Origin of the sequence: Microbacterium schleiferi (genome assembly GCF_020781975.1) — a bacterium.
Lineage (GTDB): Bacteria > Actinomycetota > Actinomycetes > Actinomycetales > Microbacteriaceae > Microbacterium.
This window is the reverse complement of the sequence record NZ_JAJGNI010000015.1, coordinates 1-19,795: the sequence shown is the minus strand read 5'-3', so window position 1 is coordinate 19,795 and position 19,795 is coordinate 1. Positions and strand designations below refer to the sequence as shown.

The following is a 19,795-nucleotide window of genomic DNA, read 5'->3' as shown; positions in this document are numbered from 1 at the left end:
CCATCGTGCCGTCGGGGTCCGCGAGGCGCTGAAAGCCTCGCGTAGGGTGGCACCATGGATGCCGCCACTGATCCGACCGGAGCTGTAGCGACGGGCATTGTCGCGACCGGTTTGCGTCGCTCGTTCGGCAGGGTCGAGGCGGTCCGCGACGTCTCGTTGCGTGCGCGCGCGGGAGCCGTCACGGGTCTTGTCGGCCCCAACGGCTCGGGCAAGACGACACTGTTCCTCATGCTCGCCTCGCTGCTGACTCCGGACGCCGGCACGATCCGCATCGGTGACGTGGATCCGATCGAGCAGCCCCACGCGGCGCGTGCGCTCCTCGGTTGGATGCCGGACTCCCTGGGCACCTGGGGGGCGCTGTCCGCCCGGGAGACGCTGATCGTCACGGGGCGACTGCACGACCTTCCGAAGGATGCTGCCAGGGCGCGCGCGGACGAGCTTCTCGAGCTCGTCGAACTGACCTCGCTCGCCACCGCGCCGGCTCGCGTGCTCTCACGCGGACAGAAGCAACGTCTCGGGCTTGCGCGCGCGCTCGTGCACGACCCGCGCGTGCTCCTGCTCGACGAACCCGCATCGGGGCTCGACCCTGCTGCCCGCGTCGAGCTCCGGCACCTGCTGCGCCGGTTCGCCGCTGAGGGCCGCACGGTGCTCGTGTCCAGCCATGTGCTCGCAGAGCTCGAGGAGGTCATCGATGATGCGGTGTTCCTTCTCGAGGGCAGCTCCGTGGAGGCTGGCGCGGCGATCGCCGGGCGGCGCACCCGCGACTGGCGAATCCGGGTCCTCGGCCAGCCGACGGATGCCGCCGCCTCGGTTGCCGCGGCGCTCGAATGGTCGGCGGATGCGGTGCGCATCGACCGGTCGGATCTGCTGATCGCGCTCGCGACGGACGAAGACGCCGCCGGGGCGCTGCGCCGACTGGTCGAGCGCGGCATCCCGGTGACCGAGTTCGCACCAGCCGTCGGAGATCTGGAACAGACGTTCCTCGACCTGCGCGGGGGTGAGGGCGCATGAGCGGGTCGCGCCTGTGGACCCTGGTCCGCCTCGATCTGACCCAGCGGGTGCGCAACGTCGCCTGGTACGTGATGCTCGGCGTATTCGCCGCGATCCTGGTCGTCGTGACGGCCCTGTCGTTGCTCTCGTTCTCGTACGCGGGAGGCGCGGGCGCGGGCGCGGGCGTCTACTCCGTTGTGGTCTTCGTCGTGCTGCTGCTGGCGGTCCTCGTCTCGCCCACCCTGTCGGGCAACGCGATCAACGGTGATCGGGATGCCGCGAACCTCGCGCCCGTGCAGGTGACGCTCGCGACGACAGCCGAGATCGTGCTCGCCAAGTTCGTGGCGGCGTGGCTCACGGGACTCTCGTTCGCCGTGATCGCCGTGCCGTTCATGCTCGTCGCCGCAGTCAGCGGCGGCGTCGACCCGCTCGTGGTGTTCGTGTCCCTCGTCGTGTTGATCGTGGAGATCGCGATCATCGCGGCGATCGGTGTGGGCCTCAGCGGGATCCTGGCCCGCCCGTTGTTCTCGGTCGCCGTTACCTATCTGGTGGTCGCGGCCCTCGTCATCGGCACGCCTATCGCGTTCACCCTCGGTGGGGCTGCGGTCCGGACAGAGGTCACCCAGTCCTACCGCAGCTACGTCTACGACGAGTCGGGGATGACCGCGAACCCGCCCGAGTGCGGCCCGTGGGAGACCACCACCTACGAGGTGCCGAGGTTCGACACCGTCTGGTGGATCCTGTCGGCGAATCCGTTCGTCATCCTCGCCGATGCGACACCGGCGCGCTTCGACGCGAGCGGGTACCCGGAAGACCTCTTCGGGAACTTCTCCTACCTCGTGCGCAGCGCTCAGATCCCGCCCGAGTCAGAGCGCGTCTCGTGGGATGACTGCGCCCGGATGCCGCAGCCTCAGCAGCAGCTCACACCCGAGCAGCTCTACAACCAGACGACACCGAGCTGGTTCGTGGGGCTTGCCGTGCAGCTCGTGCTGGCAGCGGCGCTGCTGTGGTGGGGCGGGTCGCGCACCAGAACCCCGTCACGCACGCTGCCGCCCGGCACGCGCATCGCCTGACTCGAACTCCCAGTAGCGTTAGGGAATGAGTTCGGCGGTGCGGCGCAGCATCCTCGCTGTTGTCACGGTCGTCGTGCTGCTCGCCCTGGGTGCCGGCGTTGCTGTTGTCGTGACTGATGCTCTCGGCATCCGTGCCGAACCCGCGGTCCAGATGCAGCCCGAGCCGCCTGCCGGCGCCCCCGCGATGGCGGTCGTCGCGCCGCCGCGGTTCACGTCCGTCGATGCTCCGAACGGCCCCCGCTACGACGCGGCGCTCGATGAACTGCTGGATGCCGTGACCGACGCGCCGCGCCGGGGCGCCGATGCGAGTCTCACGGTGACGGCGGGTGATGACCCGAACGACGAGAGCTATCGCCTCGAGGGTGATGCGTCCGCACTGACCATCGTCGCCGCTGGCGAGGCGGGTGCCGTTCGGGGCATCTACGACGTCGCGGCCCGCATCCGTGCCGGCGAGCCGGCGGTCGTGGACGGGGGAGCCGAGGTGACCTCTCGCCTGCCATTCCGGATGGTCGATCTCGGTGCGGTCGGGGTGATTCCGGATGCCGAGGCCTGGGCTGCCGGAACCGACTACTCGCACGCATCCCGCGCTTTCGAAGACGTCATCCTGCCCGAGGCGCCCTACATCGACGAGGACGCGCTTGCCGAAGCGTATGGCGAGTTCGACGCGTTCTTGCGTCACGTGCTCGCCGACGGCTACAACGCTGTGGCCTTTCCGGGGTTCGTCGAGTATGTGACGTTCGACGGTGTTGACGGCGTGTATGCGGAAGGCGATGATCACCGGGCCCGGGCCCTCGCGCTGCGGGAGGCGTTCACGCCGTTCTGGGATCGGGCCGACGAGCTGGGTATGGACGTTTTCCTGCGCACCGACATGCTCGCTCTCACGAGCCCGCTCGAGCATTACCTCGTGGGCCGGTTCGGTTCGCTCGATACCGCGAATCCCGCGCTGTGGGACGTGTACACGAGCGGGCTCGACGAGTTGTACGCGGCGGCTCGCGCCGTGGACGGCATCCTGATCCGCATCGGCGAAGCCGGCGAGGTCTACGACGTTGCGGGCTGGGACGTGTTCTCGAGGCTGGCGGTGACCGAGGCGCCCCAGGTCCAGGCGATGCTCGCCGCCTTCACGTCGCAGGCCGAGGCATCCGATCGCGAGGTGATCTTCCGGTCGTGGAGCGTCGGGGTCGGCGCCGTCGGCGACATGCACACCAATGTGGAGTCCTACGACGAAGTACTGGCCGGTATCGACTCGCCCGCGCTGATCGTGTCGACGAAGTACACCCTCGGTGACTTCTACAGCTGGCTGCCTCTCAACGACACTCTCGCGCAGGGCGACCAGCGCCGCATCATCGAGTTCCAGAGCAGGCGCGAGTTCGAGAACTTCGGGGCGTTCCCGAACGATCTCGGTCCCGAATACCAGTACGCACTGCAGACTCTCGTGGCCGAGAACCCCCGTATCGAGGGCGTCTGGGTGTGGACCCAGGATGGCGGCCCGTGGCGCGCCGGTCCCATGACGCTGTACCTGAAGACCGGCTTCTGGCAGTTGTACGAACTGAACACGCAGCTTGCCGGTGCCTTGGCGCGGGACCCCGATACCGATGTCGCCGCGATCACAGCAGGATGGGCGCGCGAGTGGTTCAGTGACGATCCCACAACCGTGTCGGCGATCACCGAGGCCATGGCGCTCTCGCGTGAGGCGATCACGCAGGGTCTGTACATTCAGCCGTTCGCTGAGCAGCGGGTGTTCGCCATCGGGCTCGAGCCGCCGCCGATGATGTGGATCTTCGAGTGGGACATCCTCACCGGCGACTCCGCTGTTCTCGATGTCATCTACGAGGTGTCACGGGACCAGATCGATGAGGCGATCGCGGGTGGGGAGCGGGCGGCCGCCGCTGTCGATGAGATGCAGGCGCTGGTCTCGGGCACGGATGCGGCGACGTGGCGTGACTCCGCAATGCGGGACGCGTTCCTGGGAACTCTCGCCTACGAAGCCGACGTCCTGCACCTGCTCTCTTCATACCGGGCGATGATCCTGCATCAGGCGCAGTGGCACGATACCGGGTCGGCAGAGGCCTACGCGGCGTGGCAGGCCGACCGGGACGCGTTCGCTGCCCTCGCCGCTGAACACACGGCGACCTACGCCGGCGACGTGGACTACCCGGCGTACAACCTGACCGCGGCCCAGCTGGGTGTCGAGCGGGCTGATCGTGATCTCACGATGGCGTGGATTGCCCGCATCCTTCTTGCGCTCGCCGTCGCATGGGTCGTGATCGGGATGTTGTCGTCGCGCACGCGACTTGTGCGCCGGCCCGGTGCCGCGGCTGCGCGGGCTGCGTGGCTCGCGGCGACGCGACCATGGCGGGCACGGGAATCGACCCTGGGGATGCTGCCGCTTGACCGGTGGCTGTTGATCATCGTCCCGGGCGGTCTGCTCGTCGCGACCCGCGCTGTGCAGACCTCGCTCTTGTCGTGGACCCACCTGGCCGTCGTGCTCGGAGCCTGGCTGGTGTTCCTGGTCGTCGTGCGCTTGTTCGTGCGGGAGCGTTCGCCGTGGCCGGTGATCGCCGCCGTCGGTGGCGTGCTGGTGTTGCGCAGCATCCTGACCCTCCTCGCGCTTTCGTTCACGGGTCCAGGCGGATACTGGTTCGCCTTCTGGACCGATCCGCTTCGCCGTTCGATCTACATCACGATCGCGTTTGCGCTGTTCGTGTGGTTGTTCGTCGCAGCCGGATGGGCTCTGTCGAGCCAGTTCGGCGCACGTCGGGCTACCGGGATCGTGTTGGCTGGTGTCGGGGCCGGGCTGGCGATTCCCGCTGCCGTTATCGGGCTCGTGGGCCTCGAGTCGGCGCTGACGCTGTGGAATGACGAGATGGGGCTGCTGCCGTGGGGTCTCGCGCGGATCCTCGGCATCACGACCTATCTCGACATCCCGCCCGATACGCCTTGGTTCGCGGCGGGCTTCGGTGCTGTGGTCGCGCTGGTCGGCGTGTTCCTGGCGCTGACCTGGCGGCGTGACGATGTGACGAGCTGACGACAGGCGGCACGTCCCATTGCTCACGGGGCAGCGCTGTAGCGCGATCCCGGCGGTGCTGACGTGCTCGATGCCGTCGCTGGTGGTGCAGCGTGTGCGGGCGCGGATTGCGCTGACCAGGCCTGGTCGGGCGGTGCAGTAGGTGCGGGCGTGGGCGGCGCTAACCCCGCCGCGCCGGGCGGTGCAGTCGGTGCAGGCGGGATGCGCCAGGGCGGACGCTGAGGCGGCGCGGGCGGATCCCACGCCCAGGCCCACGGCGCATTCGTGCGGAGTCTCCGGGGCTGGGTCTCGGTTCCGTCTGGTGATCGGTGCCCGGGTGGCGGGATCAGGATGAAGGGGCCGAGTCCGTCGCGAACTATTCGCCACCCGTTGTTGTGAAGCTGCATGTGATGGAACCGGCACAGCAGGATGCCGCGGTCGATGTCGGTCCTACCGCCGTGTGCAACGTGATCGATGTGGTGCGATTCGCAGTAGGCGGCGGGCACCGGGCATCCGATTCCGGCGCACCCGCCGTCGCGGATCGCGAGCGCCAGCTTCTGCTTCGTGCTGAACAGTCGCTGCTCGCGCCCGAGGTCCAGGGGATTGCCCCGGCTGTCGACCGTCACGTCGATGGAGCCGTGCTGGCAGAGGGTGCGGTCGATGATCGCTCCGGGGAGGGCATCTCCGCCGTCTTCGGTGTGACCTGTCGCGACCATGCGGCCGAGCGGGTCGCGGGGGCCTGACTGGTCCTTGACGATGACCATGCGCACGCCAGGCTGGCGGACACCGAAGACATCGGCGGCGTCGGCTACCGCGCCGGCGCGCAGCACGTCGACGAGAAGGTCGTATTCGAGCTGTTCGTTGGTGCGCGGATCGGCGACGAGGTCCGCAGCGGCGGCGCGCTCGGCATCCGTGACGAACCGCGGCCCGCCGCGCCGGGGTCGCAGAGCCGCAGCGAGCATCGACCGCACGAACAGCGCCATCTCGTCGTCGAACGTGATGTGGCCGTGGTGTTGGCCGTGCTGGTCGATCCACATCCGTAGCGAGCGCTTCTCGTAGCGGGCCTGGAACCGATTCGCCGCACCCGCAGGGTCGAGGATGTCGCGCATCTGCCGTGCTCGGCTTCGCAACTCCTCGACAGATGCGCCGTCGACCGCCTCGTCGACGAGTGTTTCCGCCGCAACTGACCAGGCGAGAGCGGCCGATGTCGGGTCGACGCCCGCGGCTTCGGGTTCCCCGAGTCCGCCGCGGATAGCGTCGTGCTGGGAGGGTGTCAGTCGCCCCTCGAGCAGGGCCGCGCGCAGCGGCGCGTGCCACGGCACGCGCGAAGCAGCGGTGTCGGACGATTCGGTTCCGGAGGGATCTGCGCCGGGCGACGGTGCGCCGTCGTGATCGTGAGCGCCGCTGCTCCCGGCATCCGCCGGCGCGCCTGACGTCTCACCTTCATCGAGCAGGGCGGCCCCGACGCGCAGCTGCCGCAGCGCGTCAGCGCGACTTCCGCCCGTGATCGACTGGATCAGCGCGGCAGGCGACGCGTGCCCCTGGCCCGCGGCCAGTCCCGAATGCCCCTGTTCGCGCCGGGACCTGGTCGCGGCGACGCCGGCGATCACCGACTGGAGGCGCTCGGCATCATTGGCGATCGCCGTGACATGACGCAGCACCTCCAGCACGGAGGCGTCGGACAGCGCCGCTGCGCCGGCGGGCAGGCCCGTGGGCTCGACATCCAGCTCGGCGAACACAGCGAGCAGATCGAGCCGCTCGCGCATTGCCGTGAGGATGTTCATGTCTTCACTACATCACCAACCTCCGACATTGACAGCCCGCGGCCCGCGCACGAAAAGTGCCTGTGGACAGGGATTTGTTTTAGCCTCCTGGGGAGGAGGCGACCTAAAGCATCGGATGCGGCTCGGCGCTCAGATCGGCATCCGGCGGCCTGCGGAAGGGTGTTCCGGCGCATCGCGAGTCGACCTACTCTCGCGACATGTGGTTCGACAGCTGGTCAGATATCGTCCGAGTGCTTCTCGTCGGAATCGCGTCCTACGCGGTCCTCATCGCCTCGATCCGGATCTTGGGCGAACGCACGCTCGCGCAACTCAACGCCTTCGACTTCGTCGTCACCGTCGCGCTCGGATCGACGCTCGCGACGATCCTGCTGACCTCGGACGTCGCGTTCGTCGAGGGGATCGTCGCCCTCTCGCTGCTGCTCCTGCTGCAGGCGGTGGTCGCGTTCGCGACGGCGGTTTCGCGCCGCATCCGCGCCCACGACGTCCGCGCCCACGCTGTTGCGTTCGATCGAAGCGGGGGCTTATGAACGACGGATGACTGATGCGTCGGGGAATGCTGATCGGTGCGGTCGCTGCGGCATCCATCGCGCTGACCGGATGCGCGGGGCAGGCTTTGGGCGCGCCCACGCCGACCGGTTCGGCATCACCTTCGCCTGCCGGAGTCTCCGGCACCGGCCCGACGGGCTTTCCCGGGGTCGACTTCCCCCTTGAGGCCGGTGCCCGCTCGGTCGCTGTCGAGTTCGAGTGCAGCAGTGGCCCTTACACCGTCGAACTCTCCGACTCGATGATGCTCGGGCAGCCGCCCTACTCGGGGAGTGCGCTTCGAGCCCCGTGACGGTGACCTGGCCGGTCACGGAGCGAACCACTGAAACGATGAGTGTCACGGTTAGGACGAGCGTCGACACGCTCACCGTCGTTTCCCGCGCCGGAAAGCCGAGACTCCTCGACGCGACGGCGGGAGTCGAAACTGCTGACGGCCGGATTTGGTCGCTGCCGGAGGAGCGCGGAATTGCGGGGGTTGGGACGTCCTGCCGCGGAGAATCAAGGGGTGCGGGCTGCGATCAACTCTCGTGTCGTTCGGTTCTGATCAGCGGACTCGGTCTGAATCTGCGCGGGTTGTGTCCACATGGTGTCCACCGCAGGGAGCGTCGGCCCCGCATCGGTCATGTCGTTGTCTGGTCCCTCTCCGGTCGACATCCCGGGCTCGCCAAGTTGCTCGGATTCGTCAACATCGCCATGGTGCTCGCAGCATTTGTTCTTGTTCTCGCGGTCGTAGTTCTCGTCACGCCGTGCGTCGACCCACGAAGAAGCGAGAGTTGATCTTTGCTCGGGTTGTGTCGTCGCTGATGGTGATCTTCTTAATCGTTCGGCCGGTGCTGGTGGTGTCCGCCTCTGTGCTCGATGAGAATGTCGTCGAGCAAAGATCGCGGCGCGGGCAGGCGAGCAAATGGGTGAGACATTCCAAGTCGACTGCCCGGCCGCGCCCAGCGCGGCCGCAGGGACCGCATTCACCTGCGCGGCTACCGATGATGCCAGCACTGTATGGACCGTCCACGTCGCGGTCAATGCGGACAGTACCGTCGACTAGGAAGTGCTCCGCTGATTGCGAGCGACCGTCTATCGCGAAGGGGAACTATTGTCGGGTATCTGGGACCGCTGGGGTGCGCTGACGAGCTCGATGATGAGTATCCGCGCGCCTTCGCAGCCTGCTCGGCGCCAAACCGTCCCACCCGATCGTCTGAGGGAGGCGCTCTTCGAGACTGTCGCTGGTGCTTGACGCCCAGGCTCAGTGCTTCGCGCCACTCGCCAGTAGTGCCCCTTATCGTGGTGTAGTTCGCGGTGGCCCGTCCGCTCGTCGTAGACGTGGGCGCGGTCACCGTGTAGTCCCTTCGAGGAATCTCCTACAACCCACTCGAAAGGCATCTTCACGATGACCGCACCTCATATTATCTAGGTGATACGGCGTCGCAGTTCGCGGGCGGTCTGCTCATCAAGGATGAGCTGCGTGATTATTCCCGCGCGAAGAGCCGCCAGTAGAGGGATGACCTTGTTCTCTCCGGCGACGGCGCACACGCGACGCGGTATGCGCGTGAGCTCCGCTGGCGTGGGACCGGTTGCACGTTCGTTCAAGGCAAGGTCTTCGTACGTCCCATCGGCTCGGAGGAACACCGTGCAAACGTCGCCGACCACTCCGGCCGACTCGAGCACACGAATGTCGTCTGGTTCGAGGTACCCCGCCGAGTAGACATGGCTAGGCACCTGGCCAGTCACGGCACCGATCGAGAACAGGGCGATGTCCGCCTGCCGCTGCACCTCGAGCACCCGCGCGATGGAGCGCTCACGCCACATCGCGTGTCGCGTGCTGGCATAGTCGAAGAAGGCAGGCACCGGAAACGACTGCACCCGCGCATCGAACGCCTCACCGAATCGAGAGATCAGGTTGTCCACATAGTCGACGCCCGACGTGCGGTTGTTCGCACCCCCGTTGAGCTGAACGATGACGCTTCCGCGCGTCGGCTTCTTCGTGAGATGCTGCGACACCGCGCCGAGAGTTCTTCCCCACGCGATCCCGAGGATCATGTCTGAATCGAACCAGTCGGTCACCATCTTGGCTGTGGCGGTGGCCACCTGATCCAGACGCTTCTGCATCGATGCGGAGTCGCTGACGGGCACCACATAGGCCTCGACGCCGAATTGCTCCGCGATGAGGTGGGCAACCTCCGGGGCATGTGAGGGGGTCGGGCGCAGCGTCACGCTGACGAGCCCTGACGACCGGGCTTCTTTGAGAAGTCGTGACACGGTCGATCTCGACATGTGCAACCGCTGAGCGATCGTCTCCATTTTGATGTCCTGGAGGTAGTACATCGAGGCCGCCGCCAGGATCATTTCGTCCTTACTCATAACTCTTCTGCACATTCGTGCAGGATCCATGCGCGATTTGGCACCATACGTCCCAAGGCTAATACGCTTCAGGCTGTCCGCGGGAGATTCCGCCGGTCCTCAAGAACGGAACGCCATGCTCGACACTCGCCTCACGAAGGAATCCCGCGACCGCGCCCTCGCGCGTCTATCCGAGAGCTCACGACCGGGGCGAGAGCTCGATGTCCTGGTGATCGGAGGCGGCATCACCGGTGCCGGCATCGCCCTCGATGCGGCGAGTAGGGGTCTCGAGACCGTGGTAGTCGAGGCGCAGGACTGGGGCGCGGGAACATCGTCTCGCTCGAGCAAGCTCGTGCACGGGGGTCTCCGCTACCTGCAGATGCTCGACTTCAAGCTGGTGTTCGAGGCATTAGCCGAGCGCGACCTCCTCCTGACCACCGTGGCCCCTCACCTAGTGCGCCCCGTGCCGTTCCTCTACCCATTGCGCCACCGGGTATGGGAGCGTGCCTTCGTGGGCGCGGGCATCGCCCTCTACGACGTGCTCGCGACCCTCCGACGGGGAAAGCGCGCCCTCCCCTGGCATCGCCACCTCAGCCGTGCCGACCTCGACCGGGTCTTCCCGGACCTCAGCGCGCGGGCGGCCGTCGGGGCGATCGAGTACTGGGACGCGACGGTGGACGACGCGAGATACGTCACGACACTCGTGCGCACCGCGGCGGGGTACGGGGCACAGGCGGCCACGCGCATACAGGTGGTGGAGCTGACCAAGAACGGCGCCGGTGTCGTCGACGGGGCGCTGCTGCGCGACCTCGAGACGGATCGCGTGATCGCCGTCAAGGCGCGCCATGTCATCAGCTCAACCGGTGTCTGGACCGAGCAGTCTCAGGCTCTCGCCGGCGAGACCGGCGGGCTGCGGGTGCTGGCCTCCAAGGGCATACACATCGTCGTCCCCCGCGACCGGATCGAGGGCGACGCGGGTCTGATCCTGCAGACGAAGAAGAGCGTCCTCTTCGTGATCCCGTGGTCGCGGTACTGGGTCATCGGCACGACCGACACCCCCTGGACTGAAGACCTCGTCAATCCCGCCGCACACGCCCGCGACATCAACTACGTGCTCGACGAGGCGAATGCGGTGCTGGAAAAGGCGCTCACACACGACGACATCATCGGCACGTGGGCCGGGCTGCGCCCGCTGCTGCAGCCGGGCACCAAGGACGGCACCGCATCAGAGAAGGTGTCGCGCGAGCACGCGGTCGCCTCGCCCGTCCCGGGGTTGACCGTCATCGCCGGCGGCAAGTTCACCACGTACCGGATCATGGCGCGGGATGCCGTCGACTTCGCCTTAGGCGCCGAAGCGGCCGCCGCGCGACCATCGATCACACAGACCCTCCCGCTCGTGGGCGGGCGCCCTTCGACCGACGGCGCCCCGGGCGCCCTCGCACGCCAGTTCGGCTGGGACGCGGCGATGGTCGATCACCTGCTGCACCGGTACGGCTCCGACATCCGCGACATCGCCGAGATCTGCGACCGCGACGAGACCATGTCCCGCCCGCTTGAGCATGCGCCCGCCTATCTGCGCGCGGAAATCGCGTACGCCGTCAGCCATGAGGGTGCGCTGCACCTGGAGGATGTGATGCACCGTCGCACCCGCATGGTCTACGAGTACGCCGACGAAGCGCTGGCGGCCCTTCCCGAGGTCGCCCGTATCGTCGCCGGCGAATTGGGCTGGTCAGACGCGCGGCGCGACGAGGAGGTCGCGGCGTATACCGCCGTGGCCGACGCGGTCGCCGCTGCGGCGCGCACGAGCGATGACGCTGCGGCCGCGCGCGCCAGGGCGGCCGCCCCCGGAGTCGCCGCCATGTCGCCGCGTCCCTGATCGCCGATCCCCCCATCCCACCCCTCACACGCTTCGATGGAGAGCACCCCGTGACACGATACGTATTGTCGATCGACCAGGGCACGACGAGCACTCGCGCGATCGTGTTCGACCACTCGGCGTCGATCGTGGCCAGTGGACAGCTCGAGCATCTCCAGCACTTCCCCCGGGCGGGATGGGTCGAGCACGACGCCATCGAGATCTGGGACAACGTGCGCGAGGCCGTGGGACTCGCGCTCACCCGCGCGAACCTGACGCACGGCGACATTGCCGCGGTCGGACTCACGAATCAGCGCGAGACCACCATCGTCTGGAACCGCCACACCGGAGTCCCCGTGTGCCGGGCCATCGTCTGGCAGGACACGAGGACGCAGCGGATCGTCGAGGACCTCTCGCGCGAGCACGGGGTCGATCGGTACACGGCGAGCGTCGGCCTGCCGCTGGCGACCTACTTCGCTGGCCCCAAGGTGAAGTGGATCCTGGACAACGTCGTCGGCGCCCGTCAGGCCGCCGACGACGGCGACCTGCTCTTCGGCACGGTGGACACCTGGGTCCTCTGGAACCTCACCGGCGGCGTGGAGGGCGGCATCCATGTCACCGACGTCACCAACGCCTCCCGCACGATGCTGATGAACCTCGACACTCTGGCCTGGGACGAGCAGATCGTGGCGGACATGGGTATCCCGATGTCGATGCTCCCGCAGATCCGGTCCTCGTCTGAGGTTTACGGTGTCGGTCGCGAGCACGGGATGCTCCCCGGAGTCCCGATCGCCGGAGTTCTGGGGGACCAGCAGGCAGCGATGTTCGGTCAGGCCTGCTTCAGCGAGGGCATGGCCAAGAACACCTACGGAACAGGGAACTTCCTGCTGCTGAACACGGGCCCCACGCGCGTGCACTCTGAGAACGGACTGCTCACTACCGTCTGCTACAAGATCGGGGACGCCCCGGCCGTCTACGCGCTCGAGGGATCGATCGCCGTCACAGGCTCCCTCGTGCAATGGCTGCGGGACAACCTCGGCATGTTCTCGGACGCGTCAGAGATCGAGCCGCTGGCCCGTGAGGTCGAAGACAACGGCGGCGCGTACTTCGTGCCGGCGTTCTCCGGACTGTTCGCCCCGTACTGGCGGCCGGATGCCCGTGGTGCTCTGCTCGGGCTCACCCGCTACGTCACGACGCAGCACATCGCCCGTGCGGCCCTGGAGGCCACCGCTTATCAGACGCGCGAGGTAGTCGAGGCGATGAACGCGGATTCGGGCATCGCGCTGGCCGAGCTTCGCGTCGACGGCGGGATGGTGGCCAACGAGCTGCTCATGCAGTTCCAGGCGGATCAGCTCGGTGTAGATGTGCTGCGCCCCGAGATCCTCGAGACCACCGCCCTCGGTGCGGCCTACGCCGCCGGCATTGCTGTCGGATTTTGGGGCGGTCAGGACTCCGTCACCGAGAACTGGGGCGAGGCCCAGCGCTGGAACCCCTCGATGCCGCTGCTCGAGCGCGAGCAGCTCTTCCGCAACTGGAAGAAAGCGGTCACCAAGACCATGGGTTGGGTGGACGGTGACGTGGACACCTGACCCCCGACACTCGCTCAGACCGAAACCCCACCGATACCCACACGAAGGAGTAGGGATCTCATGAAAGCAACCTTCCTGAAAAGGAACCCATTCTGGCTCGCGCTGTCACTGGTGCTAATGCTGATGTCCGCGATCGTCGCATCCGCGGTGCAGACGAACGCCGGAACCGTAGCAGTGAAGGACATGAGATGGGAGACGCCGTCGGGCCAGATGATCAGCGCCCTGCTGTTCAAGCCGGATGCCGCGACCGCTGATTCTCAGGCCCCCGCCATCATCGTGTCGCACGGGTGGTGGAACAACCGCGAGATGCAGGATGCCAACTATGTCGAGCTTGCGCGACGCGGTTACATCGTCGTATCGATCGACATGTATGGGCACGGCAACTCGTCGCCGCTCGTGAACAGCCAGGTCGAGCTCGGCGGCACCGGCATGTACGACGTTGTGAAGCTCGTCGCCGATCTGCCGTACGTCGACCCGGAGATGATCGGCGTGTCCGGACACTCGAACGGCGCGCGGGCCGCGAACTTCTCGGTCGCCCTCGACAATGAGGCGGACGAGCAGCTCATCGACGCGGTCTTCCTCGTCGACAATGACCCTGTCTACACCGATGCCGACGGCGCGTACACGAACATCTACGGCACGCGAGATGTCGGTCTGGTCGCCGCCCAGTATGACGAGTTCTTCTTCCGCAGCTACAGCCCGGAGGGTGTCGCGCTGACGCCGCCGCGTGAGTACATCTCGACCCCCAACGCGCAGTCCTTCCTGAACTTCGGCGTGGACCCGGCTGAGGAAGAATCGCGCTCGGCCGGTGAGTTCTACACCGAGGGCGACGCCGATCGCATCGTCTACACCCCAGCGGAGACGCACCCGTGGGGCACGATCTCGAAGACGACGGTCGGGAGCCAGGTCGAGTTCTGGGAGCGGGTCTTCCCCGCGCCGAACGCGATCGAGCCGAGCGCCCAGATCTGGCAGGTCAAGGAGACGGCGACGGCGTTCGGTCTCATCGGCTTCGGCATCTTCCTGGTTGCCTTCACGCGTGCGCTTCTCGGCACCCGCGCCTTCGCCGGCCTCCGGGTCACCGACCCCGCCCCGCTCGCGGCCACGAGCCGCAAGGGCCTGGCCTGGTTCTGGGGCGGCCTGGTCGTCTCGGCGCTGTTCTCGGGCTGGAGCTACGTCTGGCTGAGCCAGCAGCCTGTGATGCAGGGCATTGCTTTCAATGCCGTGCCGACGATCTTCACCCAGGGCGCCGTGTTCTTCATCGCCACTTGGGCGGCGATCAACGGCGTCGCGGGGCTGATCATCATGACGGTCTCCTACTTCGCGTTCGGCAAGAAGAACAGCGTCGACCTGCGGGCCGCTGGGGTTCTGCCCGGCTGGAGGAAGTTCTTCCACGGCATCGGCCTCGGAGCGGTCGTCGTCGCGGCCGGATTCGGCATCGTCTTCGTGCTCGACTACTTCTTCAAGACCGACTTCCGGTTCTGGGTCGTGGCCGTCAAGGCGTTCGGAGCGGACAAGCTGTGGATCGGCCTGCTCTACGTGCCGTTCTTCCTCGTGTACTTCCTCGCGAACTCGGTGGCAATCAACGGCTTCAACCGGTTCACGCTGCGCGGCAAGGAATGGCTCAATACGCTGGTGCTCGCCCTGGCAAACGCGATCGCACCGATCGTACTCGTGATCGCCCAGTATGCGACGTTCTTCATCACCGGTGAGACCATCCCCGGCTTCGGCGGCATCTTCAGCATCTGGCTGTTCCCGGTCATCCTCATCCTGGCGGTCTCGGCCGTGATCTCGCGCAAAATTTACCGTGCGACGAACAACCCGTATATCGGGGGCTTCATCAACGCCGCCGTCGTGACGATCATTTCGGTCTCCAACACGCTAACCGTCGTGTACTGACCAGTCTCACCGAGTCGGACAGAGGGAGCGCTTCCGCCTTGAGGCGGGGGCGCTTCCCCTGTCGCGTCAAGGGGTCAGGCGAAGCCGGCACTGAACCACTTCGCGATCGCATTCGAAAGCCGGATCACCTGATGACCGCCAGATCAGATCCACCGTTATCGGACGGACCCAGTCGAGCTATCCGTGCGCCGACCAGCTGCCCGACCGTGCTGCGAATTTGGTGCCACGCGGGATGACGGTGTGACGCAGGTTCAGCGCAGGATGCCGCGTTGTCTGGCTGTGGAGACGGCTGCGGTTCGTGAGGTGACGGCGAGTTTCGTGAAGATGTGGGCGAGGTGGGATTTGACGGTGGTCTCGCTGACGAAGAGTTCGGTTGCGATGTCGGTATTGGAGTGGCCGGCCGCGACGAGCTCAAGCACCTGCATCTCGCGACTACTGAGGCTTGCTTCGGGGGCTCGCATGCGGCTCAGAAGCCTTGAGGCGATGACGGGAGCGAGGGCGCTTTCCCCTGCGGCGGCGGCCCGGACGGCTGCGGCGAGTTCGTGGGGTGGGGCGTCTTTGAGGAGGTAGCCGCTGGCGCCGGCTTCGACGGCTCCCAGGATGTCGGCGTCGGAGTCGTAATTGGTGAGTACGAGCACGTAGGGGGCTGCGTCGAGGGCACGGATCCGCCGTGTCGCGTCGGCTCCGGTCATTGCGGCGTGAGCGCCGAACTGGAGATCCATCAGTACGACGTCAGGGTTGCTGTGTTCTGCGGCGGAAACCGCTTCGTCGGGTGTGGCAGCTTCCGCGATGACGTCTATGTCCCCCTCGAGGGCGAAGAGTGCTACCAGTCCGGCGCGGACGATGGGATGGTCATCGGCGATCAGAAGCCGGATCATGCGAACTTCTCCAAAGTGAGCTCGACGGTCAGTTGCGTTCCTCCGCCGGGGTGGGTGTCGATGGTGAGGCTGCCACCGAGTTGTTCGGCGCGTTCGCGAATCGCTTGGAGCCCGAACGAATCTGAGCGCCCGCGCGACCCGATGGTCGCGATGTGGGGGTCGAAGCCTTCACCGTCGTCGGCGATGGTGAACTGAAGTCGCTCGTGATCGGCGGCGAGAGTGATGGTCGCGGTGGTGGCATGCGCGTGCTGGATGGCGTTGGCGATGGCTCCCTGCGCGATTCGCAGGAGCGCCGTCTGGACCTGCATGGGCAGATCGACCGTGTCGGATACACGCACGTTGACGTGGAGTCCTTGCGCTGCCCATTGGGAGTCGGCGAGCCTCCGCAGTGCCCCGCCGAGTCCCCGGTCGTCAAGGTCGGGTGGGGTGAGTTCGCGGATGAACCGGCGTGCATCGGCAAGATTGCCGGCTGCCGTCTCTCGGGCGAGGCGGATGTGTTCGGCGCCAGGGCGATCAGGGTCGGCTCTTTCGGCGGCGTAGAGGAGCATCTGGATGCTGGAGAGGCCCTGCGCGACGGTGTCGTGAATTTCGCGGGCCAGCCGGGCGCGTTCGGCGAGGACTCCGGATTCGTGTTCGGTTGCGGCGAGCTGTCCTCGGGTGGCGAGCAGCTCGCCCATGAGGGTCTCGCGTTGTTGCGCCTCGCGGGCCAGAGCCTGGTAGCCGAGACCGATCAGGAGGGCGACTCCTGCGCCGATTAGTGGCCCGACGACTCCCGCGAGACTCCATCCGTTGTGGATGCCAAGCGCACAGATGGCAGTCACGGTAGCGACGACGATCGCGGCAGCGCCCCACCAGGGGCCGAGGAGATGGAGGTAGAGGAAGAACAGGGGGAACACGAGGTACGCGGCCTCGGGTGTCAGCCACAAAAGGACCACCCACTCGAGCGTGAGCGCCGCCAACCACAGCAGGCGCAGGGCGCGGGCACTCTGACCTGTGGTCCTGGTCTTTACCGCCCCGACCCCGTATGTGGCGATCATCACCAGCGTGAGGACGATCGCGGCGACGCTGCTCTCCGTGGGTGAGATCACCGCGCGGACGATGACCAGAACGGCGAGAGCAGCGAAAAGTACATGCAGCCCGGTGCGCAGACCCACGAATACGGGGGTGAGAGCTGTGTGGGGCATGGACCGAATCCTACGCATCGATAGGGCGACGGCATCGTCCGAAAGGATGACTTCTCCAGCCACCCTTCAGTCGGCAAAGTCTGTGCGGGCGGGCGATGAGATCGCAGGTCAAGAAAGGAAAAGTGGTACGTGTCCCCAGCTCGGGTGACCGGAAAGGAATCTCATGTTCGTCGCGCTCCGCGACCTACGCTTCGCCCGCGGCCGATTCGTCTTGATCGGTTCGGTCGTTGCCCTCATCACCGTTCTCGTCGGGTTCCTCAGCGGCCTGACCGGCGGCCTTGCCACCCAGAACATCTCCGCCGTCCTGTCGATCCCAGCCGATCGGGTCGTCTTCTCTGCGCCCACCACGGACGGCGCGGACGCAAGCTTCTCCGACTCCACCATCACCGAACAGCAGACCACCGACTGGGACACAGCGGCCGGCGTCACCTCGGCAGAACCGATCGGGATCAGCCAGACCCGGGCAGAGGCCGGCGACGCCCGCATCGCGATCGCCATCTTCGGTGTGCAACCCGGATTCAACGCCACCGCCCCCTCCCAGGACGGTCGGGTGAGCCTCTCCGCTCCCGCAGCCAAAGACCTCGCCGTCGCTACCGGAGATGACCTGACAATCGCCGGGACAACGTACACGGTCGAAACGATCGCTGGCGATGCCTGGTACAGCCACACCCCCGTAGTGGAGATGACCCTGTCCGACTGGCAGGCCTACTCGGCAGCCACTGGCAACCCCGATGCTTACGCGACGGTTCTCGCTGTCACCGGTTCCCCGGACTGGGAGACCGTGGACACCGCGACCTCGACCGTCTCCCACACCGTCCTGGGGTCGTTGACCGCGCTCAGCGCGTTCCGCTCCGAGATCGGGTCCCTCCTGTTGATGGTCACCATGCTGTTCGGCATCTCGGGTCTGGTCATCGGCGCGTTCTTCACCGTCTGGACCATGCAACGCAAGGGCGACATCGCCGTGCTCAAAGCACTCGGCGCCAGCACCTCCTCGCTGGTCCGGGACGCGCTGGGTCAGGCGCTGATCGTGCTGCTTCTGGGGATAGGGATCGGGTTGGGTCTGGTCACCCTCTTCGGCACCCTCGCCGGCACAGCCCTGCCGTTCCTCCTGAACCCGTTCACGACACTGCTGCCCGGCGTGATCATGATCACGCTCGGCCTCGCTGGAGCCGCATTCGCGCTCCGCTCCGTGACCTCCGCCGACCCCCTCACCGCCCTCGGGAGCAACCGATGATCCGCCTCGACAACATCACCCTCACCTTTCCCGACGGCGACAATCGCGTCACCGCCGTCAACCAGGTCAGCCTCACCGCTCACCCAGGAACCGTCACCGGCATCACCGGCCCCAGCGGCTCCGGCAAATCCAGCCTCCTCGCCGTGGCGGCGACCCTCATCCGCCCCGACAGCGGGCAGGTCATCATCGACGACATCGACGCCACCCGCCTCACTCCCGGCGAAGCGACTGAGACCCGCCGGGACAAAATCGGCATCGTCTTCCAGCAGTCCAACCTCATCCCGTCCCTGACCGCGCTCGAGCAGCTGTCCGTCATGAACGAGCTCGGCGCACGCCACTCCCGCCGAAACCGTGGCCAGGCGGCCAAACGAGCCGAGACGCTTCTAGACGCGGTCGGACTCGCCGACCACCGAGACAAACGACCCCACCAGCTCTCCGGAGGGCAACGTCAGCGAGTGAACATCGCCCGCGCCCTGATGAACGACCCCAGCGCGCTTCTCGTCGACGAACCCACCAGTGCGCTCGACCAGGAGCGCGGCGCCAGCATCATCGAACTCATCCTGCGCCTCACCGACGAGCTGAACACCTCGACGCTGCTCGTCACCCACGACCTCGTCCACCTTCCCCGGATGCACGGCGTCGTCAACCTCGTCGACGGCACACTCGTCGACACCGTCTCTGCCGCCGCCTAACTACCCGCCGCCCCCAGCAAAGGAATTTTCTTGGACCTTCTGTTCGGCATCCTGCACGTCGCCACCGCGGTCTTCATCATCGGCCCGATCGCCATCATCCCCATGACCGGACTGCGCGCGCTGCGCACCGGAGACGCCGCCCGCGCCACGGCCTCAGCGAAAAGCGTCCTCCTCCTCACCTACCTGTCCGTGCTGGTGGTTGTCACCGGATTCGGTGTGATGGGCATGGCAGACCCGAAATACGACCTCTCCATCACCACCCCGTGGGTTCTGGGCTCCCTCATCCTTTATGTGATCGCCGTTGCCCTCACACTCGGGATCGTCATCCCCACCTACCTGCACCCGGAACGGCGTGAACCGAAGCAGCGCTACATCCGCGCTGCGGCGAGCTCGGGCATCGCAACCATCAGCCTGGTCGCAATAGTCGTCCTCATGGTGTGGAAGCCGTAGCGCCGCATGGACATCGAATCACCGGTACGGATTACTCGTGCCGGCCCCTACCACAGGGCCGGTGGCCGGGCATGATGAACGGGTCAGTTCGAGCGCCGCGAGAGCACCCGTTATAGGGGCCGACACGGGCTGACTAGAACGGTCGATTGATCGAATTGCACCGTAGCGTCAGCGGGGTCTAGCGCCCCGGCCTCGCGCTCGTCGCATGTTCCGTGTAGGGTCGGCCAGCAGCGCCCTGTCTGGCTTGCGCCGGGTGGGTTTCTGCTGGCCGCCCTCCGAACCGGAC

General features: G+C 66.7%; 16 protein-coding genes. 12 read left to right on the top strand and 4 right to left on the bottom strand.

Annotated features, from left to right (window positions below; genetic code table 11):
- The first annotated feature begins 54 nt into the window (after window positions 1-54).
- Genes LL236_RS14065 through LL236_RS14055 form a run of 3 tightly spaced genes read left to right on the top strand, consistent with a single transcriptional unit; the run spans window position 55 to window position 5,088 of the window.
- Window positions 55-1,011 carry an ABC transporter ATP-binding protein gene (locus LL236_RS14065; RefSeq protein WP_228179456.1) on the top strand — a complete coding sequence of 319 codons (957 nt, stop codon included), beginning with the start codon at window positions 55-57 and terminating at the stop codon, window positions 1,009-1,011.
- Window positions 1,008-2,063 carry an ABC transporter permease gene (locus LL236_RS14060; RefSeq protein WP_228179455.1) on the top strand — a complete coding sequence of 352 codons (1,056 nt, stop codon included), beginning with the start codon at window positions 1,008-1,010 and terminating at the stop codon, window positions 2,061-2,063. Before LL236_RS14065 ends, LL236_RS14060 begins: the two co-directional genes overlap by 4 nt.
- Before the next feature lie 25 nt (window positions 2,064-2,088).
- Complete coding sequence (locus LL236_RS14055) at window positions 2,089-5,088, top strand: hypothetical protein (protein ID WP_228179454.1); 3,000 nt, start codon at window positions 2,089-2,091, stop codon at window positions 5,086-5,088.
- A gap of 23 nt (window positions 5,089-5,111) precedes the next feature.
- Here the strand turns inward: LL236_RS14055 and LL236_RS14050 are convergent, their stop codons facing one another.
- Window positions 5,112-6,851: an HNH endonuclease signature motif containing protein gene (locus LL236_RS14050; protein WP_228179453.1), complete on the bottom strand. Its 1,740-nt coding sequence runs from the start codon at window positions 6,849-6,851 to the stop codon at window positions 5,112-5,114.
- A gap of 197 nt (window positions 6,852-7,048) precedes the next feature.
- Between LL236_RS14050 and LL236_RS14045 the strand changes: the two genes are divergently transcribed.
- The 3 genes from LL236_RS14045 to LL236_RS15155 all read left to right on the top strand — a co-directional run bounded on the left by LL236_RS14045 (window position 7,049) and on the right by LL236_RS15155 (window position 8,439).
- Window positions 7,049-7,378 (top strand): hypothetical protein, encoded by a 330-nt coding sequence (locus LL236_RS14045; RefSeq protein WP_228179452.1) that lies wholly within the window; start codon window positions 7,049-7,051, stop codon window positions 7,376-7,378.
- A 14-nt stretch (window positions 7,379-7,392) separates the two neighbouring features.
- A complete protein-coding gene (locus tag LL236_RS14040) occupies window positions 7,393-7,686 on the top strand; it encodes a hypothetical protein (RefSeq protein ID WP_228179451.1) in 294 nt (97 codons plus the stop codon).
- Window positions 7,687-8,298: 612 nt separating this feature from the next.
- On the top strand, window positions 8,299-8,439 hold the full coding sequence (locus LL236_RS15155; protein WP_374198038.1) for a hypothetical protein: 141 nt from the start codon (window positions 8,299-8,301) through the stop codon (window positions 8,437-8,439).
- Between the two features lie 362 nt (window positions 8,440-8,801).
- On the opposite strand, the gene LL236_RS14035 is transcribed toward LL236_RS15155, so the two are convergent.
- Window positions 8,802-9,752: a sugar-binding transcriptional regulator gene (locus tag LL236_RS14035; protein WP_228179450.1), complete on the bottom strand. Its 951-nt coding sequence runs from the start codon at window positions 9,750-9,752 to the stop codon at window positions 8,802-8,804.
- A 115-nt stretch (window positions 9,753-9,867) separates the two neighbouring features.
- Here LL236_RS14035 and LL236_RS14030 point away from each other — a divergent pair, with 115 nt between their 5' ends.
- The 3 genes from LL236_RS14030 to LL236_RS14020 are packed head-to-tail and all read left to right on the top strand — an operon-like array spanning window position 9,868 to window position 15,071.
- Entirely contained in the window at window positions 9,868-11,607 is a 1,740-nt protein-coding gene (locus LL236_RS14030; protein WP_228179449.1) for a glycerol-3-phosphate dehydrogenase/oxidase, read from the top strand.
- A 50-nt stretch (window positions 11,608-11,657) separates the two neighbouring features.
- Window positions 11,658-13,175 (top strand): glycerol kinase GlpK, encoded by a 1,518-nt coding sequence (gene glpK, locus LL236_RS14025; protein WP_228179448.1) that lies wholly within the window; start codon window positions 11,658-11,660, stop codon window positions 13,173-13,175.
- 60 nt (window positions 13,176-13,235) lie between these two features.
- Complete coding sequence (locus LL236_RS14020; protein ID WP_228179447.1) at window positions 13,236-15,071, top strand: alpha/beta hydrolase family protein; 1,836 nt, start codon at window positions 13,236-13,238, stop codon at window positions 15,069-15,071.
- Window positions 15,072-15,322: 251 nt separating this feature from the next.
- Here the strand turns inward: LL236_RS14020 and LL236_RS14015 are convergent, their stop codons facing one another.
- Both LL236_RS14015 and LL236_RS14010 read right to left on the bottom strand, forming a co-directional pair.
- Window positions 15,323-15,949 (bottom strand): response regulator, encoded by a 627-nt coding sequence (locus tag LL236_RS14015; protein WP_228179446.1) that lies wholly within the window; start codon window positions 15,947-15,949, stop codon window positions 15,323-15,325.
- Entirely contained in the window at window positions 15,946-17,133 is a 1,188-nt protein-coding gene (locus tag LL236_RS14010; protein ID WP_204962894.1) for a sensor histidine kinase, read from the bottom strand. The genes LL236_RS14015 and LL236_RS14010 overlap by 4 nt, the downstream gene beginning before the upstream one ends.
- 163 nt (window positions 17,134-17,296) lie before the next feature.
- On the opposite strand from LL236_RS14010, the gene LL236_RS14005 reads away from it, so the two are divergent.
- The 3 genes from LL236_RS14005 to LL236_RS13995 are packed head-to-tail and all read left to right on the top strand — an operon-like array spanning window position 17,297 to window position 19,509.
- The gene (locus LL236_RS14005) at window positions 17,297-18,367 is read left to right on the top strand and encodes an ABC transporter permease (RefSeq protein ID WP_228179445.1); all 1,071 of its coding nucleotides are present in this window, start codon (window positions 17,297-17,299) and stop codon (window positions 18,365-18,367) included.
- The gene (locus tag LL236_RS14000; RefSeq protein ID WP_204962896.1) at window positions 18,364-19,059 is read left to right on the top strand and encodes an ABC transporter ATP-binding protein; all 696 of its coding nucleotides are present in this window, start codon (window positions 18,364-18,366) and stop codon (window positions 19,057-19,059) included. The genes LL236_RS14005 and LL236_RS14000 overlap by 4 nt, the downstream gene beginning before the upstream one ends.
- A 30-nt stretch (window positions 19,060-19,089) precedes the next feature.
- Window positions 19,090-19,509, top strand: coding sequence for a DUF2269 family protein (locus tag LL236_RS13995; protein ID WP_228179444.1), 420 nt, complete (start codon window positions 19,090-19,092; stop codon window positions 19,507-19,509).
- Window positions 19,510-19,795: the final 286 nt, after the last annotated feature.